Below are 14,329 nucleotides of genomic sequence, written 5' to 3'. Positions count from 1 at the left end.
TTAGGTGAACAATTGGTTGTTGTGGTTATATATTAAGCGCTAATCTTCTCACACATTAGCCCTGTCGTTACTTTGCTACAATTACCGTTTTACCCTTAATAGTGAAGTTTAACCCGGCGTATTTTAATATATTGGTAAAGCCTGAAAAATCAACCTTGCGCGATAGCTGACCGGAGAACTGCAGGTCTGGCACCTTCCCTTCGTACACCACTTCAATATCATACCATCGGGATACCTGTTGCATAACGTCTTTGATATCGGCCTTAGTAAACATGAATAGTCCGTTTTTCCAGGCTACCTCTTCTTCAACATTAATGTCGCTCGTGATTTTTTGCTGGCCATGACCATTAATTATTGCCTGCTGCCCCGGTTTAATCTCATTTATCATAGCAGATGACTGTACGCTAACTGCTCCTTCTAAAAGCGTGGTTTTGTAAAGCTCTTCATCGTTATAAGCTTTTACATTAAAGTGAGTTCCAAGTACCTTTACTTCTGCTTTGTCAGTTTTCACTATGAAAGGCATTCTGGCATTTTTAGCTACTTCAAAATACGCCTCCCCACTTAAATAAACTTTACGTTCGCTGCCCGAAAATGAAGTTGGGTAACGTAATGAAGAAGAAGAGTTCATCCAGATCTTTGAACCATCGGCTAATACTAGTTGGTACTCACCTCCGCGTGGAACGACAATGGTGTTATATATTACCAGCTGTCCGGCATTTGCTTTTCCTGCATGTTTGTAAGCTAATATTTCGTTTTTGTTAGATACTGCAGTTCCATCATCCTCGTTGATAGATACCTGTGTATGATTTTTAAGCGCTACCTTTTGGCCATTGCCTAAAATTAAGATAGCGTTGTTACTGCCGGGTTTGATCATGGTGGCTTGAGCAATCTGTGATTTATCATTCCCTTTTACCCTGTTTTCATTCCGGAGATATAATAAAATTGAGATACTTAAGGTCAAGATGACTATGGCTGCATACTTCAAAAACGATGTATAATTAAAACGGCGAACTGACTCTGATTCCGGTTCAGGTAATTTCCGCAGCAGCTCATTCCATGCTTTATCGTTATCAATGTTATCCCAGAAAGCCAGCTTTTTTTCAAGGAAGCCGGCATCTGTCAGCTTTTCAAATTGCACTTTGTTTTCGGCACTTTCATTAACCCATTCTTTTAACCATAGGTGTTCTTCCTGCGAAATATCACCGTTTAAAAGTTTGCCGATTAGTTCAGCTACGTAAAAGTCCCGCTCGTTTTTTTCCATTTAATAACATACAAACAACTAAAGGAAACAAACGGGTGACAATGGTATGATCTTTTTTATTTTTTTATGGGGGCAGAAAATGCCCGGGAATGGAGTTATAGAGAAGAAGGGACTTAAACTTTATGTATAAGTAATAACAAAGCGGTTGGAGAATGCTTTAAAATTTCGCGGAGAATACGCAGGCTCCTTACTTTTTGTGTTTTTACCGTATTGATAGAAATATTTAAATAATCGGCAGTCTCCTGGTTACTTAAGCCTTCAAAATAGCTAAGGTATATTACTTTACGATAGCTTTGTGGTAATTGCTGCACAGCCTGCTGAACTTCCTCTAATACTTCGGCTTCAATAAGGCGGTAAATTATGTTTGGTTCGTCAAGGCTTTCAGTTTGATGACTTTCAAATTTTCCAACAACCTTTTGGTGCTTATAACTGTTGATGCAGCTGTTTTTGGTAGTTAAGTATAAAAAGGCCTTTATTGAATTTAAACTATCAAAACTTAAACGACGTTCCCATAGTTTTACAAAGGCATCCTGCACAAGATCTTCAGCAGCATCTTCATTAACAATTCCTGCAGCAAAAAAACACACCCGCTTATAAAACATATTAAAAATATGATTGAAAGCTTCCTTATCCCCATTTTGAAATGCCACCATTGAAATTGCTTCAGGCATAAACATCAAACTTTAAGTTTACTAAAATTAAACACAGTAAATAACACTGCAACTACCTTTGTGTATCGAATACACTTTATAACAGACCGATTTATTGTTTTTAGACGTCTAACCTATCGAAAAAAAAACGAAGCCCAAACGTTATTTATCTTATTAATACCCTTATCAATGTCAAACTGTAACAACCATATTGTAAAAGTCACGATTATGCACTGTCGGGCTATAATTGGTAAAACTAAAGTAGAGATAAAATTTAATAGTAAAATGATAATTTACTACAAAGTACGCAAACGTTTGCGTACTGTTATTACGGGTGTTGCATTAACTTGTACGTACCCTGTTTAACCAACAGGCAACAGCTTAGTGTTACGAAATGTTTCTAATTTGAGGCGTTTATTTCGATTATCATACTGCTTAAGGGTATTAATTTCCCGGGAGTTAAACTAAGCCCTACCTTCATCAGGTAGTCCCCGCTAAATGTACCGCCGTTTTCGGCAAGGTTTGATTTGACGCCAGGCATCAGGTTTATCTCTTCTACCCGGTATAATTTGTGGCTGTCCAACCCTTGCAAACGCACCCGGTTAAACACTTCTTTATAACGTGTGTTAAGGTTATAATTAAACACTACAGATTTTGACTTTTCATCATTTACATACATTGCCACCATACGGTTCTCCTCGTACGGCGAAATAAGGCGGTACAGATCGCCAAACCAAATGATATTGCTCAAGCGATTATAGTTTTTAACTGCCTGTTTGCTAAACTCCAGTTCGTCATCTGTCATTTTACTAACCTTAATGTCATAGCCCAACTTATCCATCATGGCAACATCTGTTTTAAATTTTATGGATTGTTTGCCCCATGAAGTAACATGGCTTGATATGGTTAAAGAAGGGAAAAAGTTACTATATCCCCATTGTATATAAACTCGTTCTAATGGGTCCGTATCGTCGCTGGGCCAAAACTCCGTGAAGTATTTTAAAGCCCCATAATCTGTGCGACCGCCGCCGCCGGCACACAACATAATTGGAAAATGCGGGTATTTTTGGCGCAAGCGGTCAAGGATTTTATACAAGCTTAAAGTATAATCAACATATAACGCAGATTGCTTGTCTTTTAAATATGGAGACCATGCATTGGTCATGTTGCGGTTGCAATCCCATTTAATATAAGCCAGACCTGGATTTTTGGTTAGCATATCATCCACAACATGGTAAACATAATCTGCCACTTTAGGATTGGTAAGATCGAGCACTAATTGATTCCGCTGATAATTTTCTTCGCGGTTTGGTAATTTCAAGATCCAGTCGGGATGCTGCTCATATAATTCGCTTTTGGGATTCACCATTTCGGGTTCAAGCCAGATCCCGAACTTTAGGCCTTTGGCTTCGGCTTGTTTTACAAGATAAGCTATGCCGTTGGGTAATTTTGATCTATTTTCCTGCCAGTCGCCCAGGCCGGCTTTATCATTATTGCGTGGATATTTATTTCCGAACCACCCGTCATCTAATAAAAATAGATCGGTGCCCAGTTTTTTGGCATCATCAAATAAACTAACCAATTCCTTTTCATCAAAGTTAACATGTGTAGCCTCCCAATTATTGAGCAAAGTAAGGCGTGGTTTATTACCGTCGAGCACACCATAATTGCGGGCCCATTTATGTAGATTACGGCTGGCCTGCCCCTTTCCGTTAGCCGAATAAGTAAAAATAAAGGCCGGGGTGGTAAAAGTTTCACCGTTCTTTAGCGCATATGCCGATGCATAAGAGTTAATACCTGGTATAATCCTTAAGGCGTTGCGCTCATCAATTTCAAAATGAAACTTAAAATTGCCTGTCCATGCCAGTGTTCCGGCTATCAATTCGCCTGTTGTTTCATCTGCCGGTTTATTCATCGCAAGAAAAAACACGGGAGTTTGATACATATCGGCCCTTGTACCTAATTTACTGTCAATCTCCTTTACGCCACTGGTCAGTTTGCTTTCCTGCATTCTCATTTCAGATGCCCAATCGCCATGGAATTGAGTAAGCCAATAATCCTTAGCTTCCAGATGAAGCATACACGAGGCATAATCTTCAAGGGTTATTGTTCCTTTTTCATTGTTTTTGATTTCTGTCCATGCTTTTATAATATCTTCCCTGTTAAAGGCCTGGTAATGCAAAACTACATGTACAGGATATTTAGGGTCCTTTAACTGAATAGATGTTTCGCTGACGTTGTTGTCAATGCTTTTTGTAGTATGGCTAACGTACCTCAACTCAAGCGAAGGATTACGATCATTATGGATTAAACGGATGGCAGGCTGCAGCAAATCTTCCATTCCCCCTGTAATATAGGCTTCATGTTTCCCGGCAGGAATCAGGGCGGTTTCTTCGTTATTTAAAAGCCGTTTACCAAGGTATGACTGATAGATCCTGTTATTTGCGCCTATTGTAAGCACCATGCTTACATTATTTGTACTTATCAATATTGCCTTACCAGTTTGCGCGTTTACAATTGCCGAACGGCAAAAAAGAACTAAAAAAAAAATCCGTATAAAATTATTCATATTATAAGTTTGACTTTAATCCTGGTATCAACTCTTTGATAATTTAAAAAGCCATACATGCATAAGCTAAAAGTGTTCTAAAAACTATGTGTTAAAAAACTGTCAGTTTTGTTCCCCGATAGAAATATCGGCAAACATTACATCTTCGTCCCTAATGTAAGCAGGGCTTTTCAAACTCCGGTATACGCCCCATTTCGGCCTGCAAAATGAAGTATCTTTTCGCCACAGGTCAATATTGGCATTGACATAGCTAAGCAGTACCTTATTATCTGCAATCCGTTTGATCTCAACATTGTATGTTCCAATGCTATCATAATGAATCGTCTCTGTCACTTCAACCCAGTTGCCTTTAAAATCGACCAGGTTAACGCTGGCTAAAACCCCTTGCGAAGTTCTTTTTGCCGAACCTGTATGAATGATTTCAAACTTATCAGGCTCACCAAACCGGGGTGTAAAAGTTATAATGGGAGCTCCGGCATCTCCATCACCCGCTTTTATCTGGTGGATATGGGTAAACGTTGGCTGTGCTTTAAAGCCACTGTCTATTTTAAACTTCCATTTGTAAATAACCCTTTCACCCCGCTCTCCCTTTAATTTAGCTGCGGATGGGCCATATGTTTTGATTTCTACCCGCATCCTGTCGTAATTCCGGCAGCGATCATTATCTTCTTTAGCATGGCTGTGAAAAACAAAAACATATTCACCTAACTGCTTATCAAACGCTTCTGTAATATGTTTAACATGATGGGCACAATCAGGAACTTCACAGGCATCGCCACCCAATACACGAGATATTTGCTGATATGCATCGTCACTTCCGTCTGCTTTTAAAACAACCTGTGCTTTAAGCAGGCTGCTCATAAATAGCAATCCGATAATCAAAGATTTTTTTAAAAACATAGTTGATCCTTGTTTCAATTGTTAATCAAGCGCACCTGTTTTCATTGTACCGGTTGGGTTAGTACCCTGTCTGCTTATCTCCCCTTTTACCTCTACCTTTATTACGGTAGCAATGCTATCCATGGCTTTATCAGGGACATTTATAATCAGGCCTTCACTTGATAGCGCAGCTTTTAATGCTGTATTTCCGGCAAGCATTTTAGCGCTTAAAACTTCATTTTTGAGACCGGGAATAACCAACTTTCCGTCCGAAGGCCAGTTAAACACAGAGAAATACAAGGTGGTATTTTTGGCGTTTGGTTTAAGGGTACATCTGCCCCAGCTTAAGGGCTGAAGTGGACTTGCCTGGGTAGCGTATATTGCTTCGCTGTTTACCTTCATCCATTCACCCATCTTTCTCAAAGTGGTTATACTTTCCTGCGGAAATTCGCCTTCGGCATTGGGGCCAATATTTAACAGGTAATTACCCCCTTTTGATGCAATATCAATGAGGTTGTGAATTAACGTTTCAGGAGTTTTCCATTTATGATCATAGCTTTTATACCCCCAGGTACCATTCATAGTCATGCAGGTTTCCCAATCTTTTCCATCAAGCTCGCTCAGGTTGGGTATTTTTTGCTCTGGTGTTTTGTAGTCGCCCGCGAAGTTTGGACGCTTAAGCCGGTCGTTAGTGATAATGTTGGGCTGTAATTTTAACAGGTCATGCAATTTTTGAGCAAACTCATCAGTCATGTTTGTAGGTGTATCCCACCAAAATACGGCGATATCACCATAATTGGTTAACAGCTCTTTTACCTGCGGAACAGCAACCCGATCAATATAATCAGCCATTGTTGCCGAAGTTTGAGCAGGATCCCAATGGCCATTATGTTCAAGGGTATAAGCATCAATCTTGGCTGAGTCGGGGTTCGGCCAACCTTCGCTGCTTACTTTGCGCGCTGCCGCACCACCCGGGTTGTTCCAGTCCTGGGCCTGCGAGTAATAAAATCCGAGCTTGATACCGTATTTTTTGCATGCTGCGGCCAACGGCTTCAAAGCATCTTTACCATAAGGTGTGGCATCCGCAATGTTCCACTTACTTGCATTTGATTTGAACATGGCAAAGCCGTCATGATGTTTGGCGGTTATCACAATATATTTCATACCAGCCTCTTTAGCCAGTTTTACCCAAGCATCAGGATCATACTTTACAGGGTTAAATTTTTTGGCAAACTCCTGGTATTCGGCTACCGGAATCTTGCCCCTGTTCATGATCCATTCACCACCGTGCCCTATCTCGTATCCTTTATACATACCGGCCAGCCCGGCATAATCGCCCCAATGTATAAACATGCCGAAACGAGCTTCCCGCCACCATTTCATACGTTCATTGCGGGACAGCTCTTTTTGTGCAAAAACATTATGCGCAACAAAAATGAACAGCCAACAAGCTATAAAAAGTTTTTTCATAAGGATTTAATTTAGCGGTTATAATCGCAATGGTTTATAATAATGTTCGTATTAAAGCAATATGTATGCATAAGTAACTATATTGCTTTACAATTTAATACAAGTATCATGAGGTTTGGTACCAGAACGCTACGTAATAAATTCAGGTTGATCTTATAATAGCATTTGTATCATGACCACTCACCGTTCAAAGCCGCCGCTTACAATTATATTGAACCGTAAGCCGGATTGGCCTAGCTTACGGTTTTTCAGTTTTTCTACAGAATTTATTAGTTAATTTACGCTCATGCTCAAAAGAATCGCAGCTTTTTGGATGATCGGGTATTTGCTCTTTGGCAGCATTGTTTTGCCATTGGGTGATTTCTCGTTGCTTAACGAATTGCCGCGTATGTACCAGGCTTATGAAAAGGTGGTCACACCGGACGAAAAAGGTGTGCTGGATTTCATCGGAGATTATCTGCTAAACGGTAAAGATCTGTTAAACCATAACCAGCATGATCAGCCATCAAAACCCGGTGCGCTGCAATTCCAGGGCACGCCATCCTTTGCGGCCATTATTCAACCGGTTAGCCCGTTTTTGGCTGAACCTGTATCATTAGGCTCCGTTACCACAGCTTCGTTACATCATAGCTCCGGTGCTTTGAGCTATTACCACCCTTCTTTATTTCGTCCGCCTTTAGCGTAAAGGGCCCTCATTTTCTTAATCATCAATTCTTACGTTTTAAGCTATTTCATGCGCTATTTACTTTTATGCGCCGTGCTGCTGACTTCAGTGACCACACGTGCACAGCATACTTTATCTATTCTGGTCAAAGATGACCAAACCAAACAGTCCATAGCCGGTGTTACGGCTTATATCAACGAATTAAAAAGAGGCGCTGCTGCGGACAGCAGCGGGCACATTCAGTTCAACCTGCCCACCGGAAAATACGAGATCAAATTCAGTATGGTGGGTTATCTGCCGCAGGAAAAAACCTTCGTGTTGCCACTCAAAAATATTGAGCCCGTTATTGAGGTTTACCTGGAGCCGATGGCAGGTGAATTAGCGGAGGTGGTGGTGCAAACCAACCGCACCAATCAGAACCGCAGTGATGTGCCCACCCGTATCGAAGCATTGCCTGCTGAGGAACTGGACGAAAAAAGCACCATGCGCCCCGGCGATATCAAAATGCTGTTGGGGGAGATCACGGGTGTACACGTACAAGCGACTTCGGCGGTAAGCGGCACAGCGAGTTTCCGCATCCAGGGGCTGGATAGCCGTTATACGCAGCTATTGCAGGATGGATTGCCAATGTACGATAGCTTTTCGGGTGGGTTAAGCCTGGTGCAGGTTTCGCCGCTTAACCTGAAGCAGGCCGAGATTATTAAAGGTTCGGCATCGACACTTTATGGTGGTGGGGCTATTGCCGGTTTAGTTAACCTGATCACCAAAACGCCTGGGGCTAACCCCGAATTGACCTTTCTGCTTAACCAGAATTCAGCCAAAGGCACCGATGCCAGTGGTTTTTACAGCCAGCAATGGACACACGCAGGAACAACAATTTTTAGTTCTTATAACTATAATGGTGCTTACGATCCGGCTAATACCGGGCTTTCCGCGGTGCCTAAAACCAATCGCTTCACGCTTGCGCCAAAAGTATTCTTAAAGCCAGGCAACCGCGATCAACTTTGGTTTGGTGTTAACCTCATGCACGAAGATCGTTTAGGTGGCGATATGCAGGTCATCAACGGCCATGCCGATAATCAGCACCAATATTTCGAGCGTAACCTAAGCGACCGTCTTTCCACGCAGTTTTCCTACACGCATAAGCTTGACTCGAACAACCAACTGAACTTTAAAAATACGATTGGCTACTTTTATAGGACAATCGGTGAGCCGCAGTTTCTATTTAAGGGCGATCAATTATCATCTTATACCGAAGCTAACTATGTCCGTAATGGCAAAATTGCAAGCTGGGTAGCCGGTGCGGATGTTTGGACAGATCATTTGTCGCAACCAAACGGAAGTGTAGATTTAAGCTATAGCCGCAACACTTACGGAATTTTTGCTCAAAATACCTTCAAACCCACAAAATGGTTAGCTGTAGAAAGTGGCATTCGGCTTGACGAAAACTCGCCGTCATCTGCAAGCTCAAACGGGTTATTTCTGTTGCCACGCGTTAACACGCTATTTACGCTCGATGAACATTGGAGTAGCCGCGTAGGCGGCGGCCTGGGCTATAAGATGCCGGATATTTTTAATGACGATGCCGAAGAACAGGGCTACCGGTATTTGCAGCCATTAAATATCGGCGCAACCAAAGCCGAACGTTCGGCCGGTGCCAACGCAGATGTAAATTATAAAGGCGCAGTAGGCGATGCTTTTTTGCAGGTTAATCACCTATTCTTCCTCACCAAAGTGAATGACCCATTGATATTACAAAACAATGCCTTTATAAACGCTCCGGGTTACCTGATCAGCAAAGGGGCCGAAACCAATATTAAGCTGCTGATGGATGAGTTAGGGATTTACCTTGGTTATACCTATACAGATGTACAACGCCATTTTAACGGGTTAAGCAGTGCTCAGACATTAACACCCAAACACCAGTTAAACGCAGACCTGACCTACGAAGTGGAAAACAGTTTCAGGGCAGGCGTTGAGGGATTTTATACAGGTTCACAAATATTGGACAGTGGTACATCAGGTCGTGATTATTGGACTTTTGGACTGCTTGTGCAAAAGATGTGGAAGCATTTTGTTATTTTCATTAACGCCGAGAATCTTACTGATCAACGACAAAGTAAATGGGGAACGATTTATACTGGATCCGTTTCTAATCCCGTGTTCAAAAATATTTACGCGCCGTTGGACGGCAGAGTTATTAATGCCGGAGTTATAATAAAGCTGCTTAACAATAAATAAAAACCGCCTTACTTTCTAATGCGACTTTATACCCCGTAATAGGGCTGCCCCCTTTGGTAAGGCTACCCTAATAAACTTAACTAACCGCATGAAAATTTGCAGTGAGAATAGGAATACCTTTGTATTTTTCCATTAGACGGGCTGCCCGTTAAAGTTCGGACATATTTCGGGTAACTAAAACGACACGTAACCGCAATTACTTAACCGAAACGATGTGGAATTCAGATCCCCTTCCACTCATAGCTTTTACTTTCCAGCCCTATTAAATCAATAACCCGGTTTACTACTGTCATAGCCAGCTCTTCTATAGTTTGGGGCTTGCTGTAATATGATGGAATCGCCGGACATATGATCCCACCAGCTTCCGTAACAGTCGTCATGTTACGGATATGGATCAGGTTGAGTGGCGTGTCACGGGCTACCAATACCAGTTTACGGCGTTCTTTAAGGATCACGTCGGCCGCGCGGGTGATCAGGTCGTCAGAGATCCCTCCTGCTATCCTTCCAAGCGTCCCCATAGAGCATGGCACAATGACCATGGTATCAAACTTTGCCGAACCCGAAGCAAAGGGTGCCATGAAATCATTTTTAGTGTAAAATTTAAAAGGGAACCGGTTGTATTCTTCGTTGTCGAGTTCAAACTTCCAAACATCTTTGGCATTATCTGACATAACAACGCCCACTTCGGCAATTTGATCCTGTAATTGGGTTAGTTTTTTTAGTAGCAGACTGGCATATATTGAACCACTGGCGCCCGTAATAGCAACAACTATCTTTTTCTTCATAATTACTCCTTCAACAACCCACACACACAAAAAGTTAGGGGCACAAAAAAGGGTCGAATAACTTGTACCCGACCCTACATCTACCTATGAAAAACATGCCCTTGAGAGGGCACTACAAATATAATAACACTTTTTAAATTATTAAACAATTTGTTAAAATAATTTTAACCTGTTTATTGAATATTTTTTTCTATTAAAGTTTGGATAATTCCATCAACCATACCTACCCTGGGTACATATATGTTTTTGATGTTGGCATTTTTCATTACCGTAAGGTAAATTTCACAGGCAGGAATAATTACATCGGCCCTATCCTGGTTTAGGCCAAGTACGTTGATCCTGTCTTTTAATGAAAAAGAGCTCAGGTAGGTATATAGTGATCTTAGTTTAGCAAAAGTTAGCGGCATATCTTCTTTTTCTTCGGATAGCCTGAACAGTTTATTAATGTTGCCGCCGGTACCTATGCCCGATAATTGCTTAAAATTACGGGTATTGTCGCGCACAAAATCCTTCATTTCGTTCCAGGTTTCTTCAGTGTCCTGGTTATCCAGAATGCGGATGGTGCCAATGTTAAACGAACGCGAAACGATCAGCTCCCCTGCCGAAAACAGCGAAAGCTCTGTACTGCCGCCGCCTACATCAATATAAAGGTAGTTTTTGCTTTTATCAATATTTTGCTCGGCATGACTGGCATAAATGATACTGGCTTCTTTAGATCCATGTACAATTTCAATATCGATATTAGCCTCATCCTTAATCAGCTTCACAACATCTTCCCCGTTTTTAGCTTCGCGCATGGCCGATGTTGCACAGGCTAAATAATCGGTAACCTTATAAACATCCATCAGGTTACGAAAAGCAACCATTGATTTAACCAGCTCTGTGGTTTTTTTCTCAGATATATGCTGCTGTATAAAAGCATCGTCTCCCAAACGCAACGGAACACGGATCAGGGTATTTTTTTTGAACGACACCGATCCGGTGTTTTGAATTATGTCGGCAATTAACAGTCTCACGGCGTTTGAACCTATATCAATGGCGGCGTATCTCAATGTTATTTTGTTTTACTTTTTAAATAATTATATATCTCTATCTGCGCCCTATGACTTTCGGGCGAGTTTGTTTTGTGGTATTTGTTGGTGTTCTGGCTATTGATTTCACGTGCTTTGGTATTATCTTCAAGCTGGATATCAATAATATCCCTTATCTCCTGCTGTAGTTTTTCATCATATATCGGGAAGCCAACCTCAACGCGATTGTCGATATTTCGGGTCATGAAATCGGCCGATGTAAGGTAGATGAGCTCCTTGCCGCCATTGCAATAAATGTGCACCCGGGCGTGCTCAAGATATTTATCTACAATACTAATCACCTCTATATTTTCGCTATAGCCTTTCACCCCGGCAATTAAGCAGCACATCCCCCTGATGATCATCTTAATTTTCACGCCTGCATTACTGGCCTGGTAAAGCTTGCTGATCATTTCCTCATCGGCCAGGCTGTTCATCTTCAGGATCATATATGCCTGTTTGCCGCCTTTGGCGTTTTTGATCTCGTTATCTATCAGCCTGTAAATTGCAGGCCTTGAGTCAATTGGCGACACGATGAGGCTTTTGAGCCCCTTAGGCAATAATCCCTTATTAATTGCTTTAAAAACATTCACCAGGTCATCGGTTATTCTTTTATTAGCTGTAAAAAGGGTATGATCGGCATAGATCTGCGCTGTTTTTTCATTAAAATTACCGGTTGAAAGGCAGGCATAACAAGCCAGCTTACCTTTTTCGGTACGGCTAACCAAACATATTTTTGAGTGCACCTTGTAACCGGGGACACCGTACAATACAGTTACCCCCTCCTCTTCAAGCCTGTTACTCCAGTGAATATTGTTTTGCTCATCAAAGCGGGCCCTTAACTCTACAAGGCAGTTTACCTTTTTGCCGTTTTTAGCGGCATTGATCAAAGCATGGATCACTCTTGAGTTTTCGGCCAAACGATATACTGCAATGCTGATCTCTTTTACCTTAGGGTCGATAGCGGCCTCGCGCAAAAAATGGATCACGTAATCATACGATTGATAAGGTGTGCTTACCAGGTAATCCTTTTTGGCGATGAGCCCTATAAGGCTTTTACCGAATGAAAGGTCGGCCACAGGCAGTGCTATATATTTGCTATACTCAAGCTCCGGGCCGCCAACGTTGGGGAACGCAATAAAATTTTTGAAATTGTGGTACCTGTTACCCGGGATAAGACTTTCGCCGTGCAGGCCCATTTTGCCTACCAGGTATTTCAGCATATCCATAGGCATCTCTGAGTCATACAGCAAACGCATCGGTTTACCTTTTTTGCGCTTTTGAAGGCTCTTGGCCAGTGAATCGACAAATTTTTCACTCACCTCTTTATCCAGGTCAAGCTCCGCGTCGCGGGTAAGCTGGATGGAGTAAGCCTCTATGCTATCATGTTCAAAAATGAAAAAGATATCCTCCAAACTGTACCTGATAATATCATCGAGTAAAATAATGAACTTCAGATTATTGGTATCGGGCAGTTTAACAAAACGCGAAAGATTATCCGGGAACTCAATAAGGGCAAACCTCGTTTTTTTATTGGTGGTAAGCTTTACAAAAAAGTAAACGGCCCTATCCCTAAGCTCAGGCAGCGGTAAGGTATCATTGAGCATGATAGGCACCAATGTAGCCAGCAGCTTTTCCCTGAAATAATTTTTAACGAAGGTACCACGGGTTACGTTAAGCTGTTTATCATTCAGGATAAAGATCTTTTCTTCGGCCAGTTGTTTAACAATGATGTTTTCGTACAGGTTATTGAATTTACGTTCCTGCCTTACTACAATATTCTTGATCTGGTTAAGGATCTTTTTAGGGTTATAACCAAGTATCTCTTTCGATTTTTCATTAAGTGCAGCTAAACGGCTTAGTGTGGCAACCCTCACCCTGTAAAACTCGTCGAGGTTAGATGAAAATATAGCTAAGAACCTAATCCGGTCTATCAGGGGAACGGTTGGGTCGGCCGCTTCCTGCAAAACCCTATCGTTAAAATATAGCCAGCTTATTTCTCTGTTAATTAAGGGAACCTGTTTATCCATAAAATTTCTCGCTTTACAGCCAGATGTTACAAATCTGCTTATTTATTTGTTAACTTAATATTAACTCATGAGGAATTAACCTGTTTTCATTCATCATTATTTATTGCAGAAATTAAACAATTTGTTGCAATATTGCGCTGTATGTTAACAATACATTAGTTTTGCAAAACATTTATAACCAACACACTACTTATGCCAACATTTGATATAGTTAGTAAAATAGACGGGCAAACGCTTGATAACGCGATAAATACCGCCAAAAAAGAGATCCTGAACCGTTACGACTTTAACGATTCAAAAAGTACTATTGACCTTGATAAAAAAACAAACCAGGTTACCATAGTTACTGAAAACGATATGCGCCTTAAAGCTATACAAGACAGCATTATAAGCCGGATGGTTAAACAACATCTTGACCCCAAAGCACTGGATTTTGGCAAAGAGCAATATGCATCGGGCAACATGATCCGCAAGGAAATCAAGATCAGGGAAGGTATAGATAAGGAAGCTGCTAAAAAGATAATAAAGAAAATTAAAGATAGCGGCCTTAAAGTGCAAGCCTCCATCATGGACGACCAGGTGCGGGTGCAAGGAAAGAAGATTGACGACCTGCAATCTGTTATCAGCCTTTGCCGTGCCGAGGATTTTGGCCAGCCATTGCAATACATTAATATGAGAGACTAATAGAAATCTCTGATATTAATGTAAAA

The 14,329-nt window shown here is 41.4% G+C and carries 11 protein-coding genes; 3 read left to right on the top strand and 8 right to left on the bottom strand.

Annotated elements, in window-relative coordinates; translation table 11 throughout:
* Positions 1-67: 67 nt before the first annotated feature.
* From ACEN82_RS10535 to ACEN82_RS10515, 5 genes are all read right to left on the bottom strand, one after another.
* Positions 68-1,261, bottom strand: coding sequence for a FecR family protein (locus tag ACEN82_RS10535; RefSeq protein WP_413319802.1), 1,194 nt, complete (start codon positions 1,259-1,261; stop codon positions 68-70).
* 113 nt (positions 1,262-1,374) lie between these two features.
* A complete protein-coding gene (locus ACEN82_RS10530; RefSeq protein WP_413319800.1) occupies positions 1,375-1,932 on the bottom strand; it encodes an RNA polymerase sigma-70 factor in 558 nt (185 codons plus the stop codon).
* Between the two features lie 379 nt (positions 1,933-2,311).
* Positions 2,312-4,375 carry an alpha-galactosidase gene (locus ACEN82_RS10525; protein WP_495644116.1) on the bottom strand — a complete coding sequence of 688 codons (2,064 nt, stop codon included), beginning with the start codon at positions 4,373-4,375 and terminating at the stop codon, positions 2,312-2,314.
* A gap of 207 nt (positions 4,376-4,582) precedes the next feature.
* Positions 4,583-5,341: a hypothetical protein gene (locus tag ACEN82_RS10520; protein ID WP_413319796.1), complete on the bottom strand. Its 759-nt coding sequence runs from the start codon at positions 5,339-5,341 to the stop codon at positions 4,583-4,585.
* Between the two features lie 60 nt (positions 5,342-5,401).
* Entirely contained in the window at positions 5,402-6,829 is a 1,428-nt protein-coding gene (locus ACEN82_RS10515; protein ID WP_413319794.1) for an alpha-L-fucosidase, read from the bottom strand.
* 286 nt (positions 6,830-7,115) lie between these two features.
* Here ACEN82_RS10515 and ACEN82_RS10510 point away from each other — a divergent pair, with 286 nt between their 5' ends.
* A complete protein-coding gene (locus tag ACEN82_RS10510; protein ID WP_413319792.1) occupies positions 7,116-7,514 on the top strand; it encodes a hypothetical protein in 399 nt (132 codons plus the stop codon).
* Between the two features lie 48 nt (positions 7,515-7,562).
* Complete coding sequence (locus ACEN82_RS10505) at positions 7,563-9,734, top strand: TonB-dependent receptor (RefSeq protein ID WP_413319790.1); 2,172 nt, start codon at positions 7,563-7,565, stop codon at positions 9,732-9,734.
* 221 nt (positions 9,735-9,955) lie between these two features.
* Here ACEN82_RS10505 and ACEN82_RS10500 read toward each other — a convergent pair whose 3' ends face one another.
* The 3 genes from ACEN82_RS10500 to ppk1 form a co-directional block, all read right to left on the bottom strand.
* On the bottom strand, positions 9,956-10,519 hold the full coding sequence (locus ACEN82_RS10500; protein WP_413319788.1) for a UbiX family flavin prenyltransferase: 564 nt from the start codon (positions 10,517-10,519) through the stop codon (positions 9,956-9,958).
* 173 nt (positions 10,520-10,692) lie between these two features.
* On the bottom strand, positions 10,693-11,571 hold the full coding sequence (locus ACEN82_RS10495; RefSeq protein WP_090525907.1) for a Ppx/GppA phosphatase family protein: 879 nt from the start codon (positions 11,569-11,571) through the stop codon (positions 10,693-10,695).
* Positions 11,572-11,573: 2 nt separating this feature from the next.
* On the bottom strand, positions 11,574-13,619 hold the full coding sequence (ppk1, locus tag ACEN82_RS10490; RefSeq protein WP_413319785.1) for a polyphosphate kinase 1: 2,046 nt from the start codon (positions 13,617-13,619) through the stop codon (positions 11,574-11,576).
* 192 nt (positions 13,620-13,811) lie between these two features.
* Between ppk1 and ACEN82_RS10485 the strand changes: the two genes are divergently transcribed.
* Positions 13,812-14,303 carry a YajQ family cyclic di-GMP-binding protein gene (locus ACEN82_RS10485; RefSeq protein WP_413319783.1) on the top strand — a complete coding sequence of 164 codons (492 nt, stop codon included), beginning with the start codon at positions 13,812-13,814 and terminating at the stop codon, positions 14,301-14,303.
* The last annotated feature ends 26 nt before the right edge of the window (positions 14,304-14,329 follow it).

The sequence above is a fragment of the Mucilaginibacter sp. Mucisp73 genome, assembly GCF_059491465.1.
This window is presented reverse-complemented; position numbering and strand designations above follow the sequence as displayed.

What these genes read in the sequence shown, in the direction of transcription:
- ACEN82_RS10525 (WP_495644116.1), bottom strand. Translation starts at nt 4,375, where the DNA reads ATGGTGCTTACAATAGGCGCAAATAACAGGATCTATCAGTCATACCTT.
- ACEN82_RS10535 (WP_413319802.1), bottom strand. Translation starts at nt 1,261, where the DNA reads ATGGAAAAAAACGAGCGGGACTTTTACGTAGCTGAACTAATCGGCAAA.
- ACEN82_RS10500 (WP_413319788.1), bottom strand. Translation starts at nt 10,519, where the DNA reads ATGAAGAAAAAGATAGTTGTTGCTATTACGGGCGCCAGTGGTTCAATA.
- ACEN82_RS10520 (WP_413319796.1), bottom strand. Translation starts at nt 5,341, where the DNA reads ATGAGCAGCCTGCTTAAAGCACAGGTTGTTTTAAAAGCAGACGGAAGT.
- ppk1 (WP_413319785.1), bottom strand. Translation starts at nt 13,619, where the DNA reads ATGGATAAACAGGTTCCCTTAATTAACAGAGAAATAAGCTGGCTATAT.
- ACEN82_RS10515 (WP_413319794.1), bottom strand. Translation starts at nt 6,829, where the DNA reads ATGAAAAAACTTTTTATAGCTTGTTGGCTGTTCATTTTTGTTGCGCAT.
- ACEN82_RS10505 (WP_413319790.1), top strand. Translation starts at nt 7,563, where the DNA reads ATGCGCTATTTACTTTTATGCGCCGTGCTGCTGACTTCAGTGACCACA.
- ACEN82_RS10485 (WP_413319783.1), top strand. Translation starts at nt 13,812, where the DNA reads ATGCCAACATTTGATATAGTTAGTAAAATAGACGGGCAAACGCTTGAT.
- ACEN82_RS10530 (WP_413319800.1), bottom strand. Translation starts at nt 1,932, where the DNA reads ATGCCTGAAGCAATTTCAATGGTGGCATTTCAAAATGGGGATAAGGAA.
- ACEN82_RS10510 (WP_413319792.1), top strand. Translation starts at nt 7,116, where the DNA reads ATGCTCAAAAGAATCGCAGCTTTTTGGATGATCGGGTATTTGCTCTTT.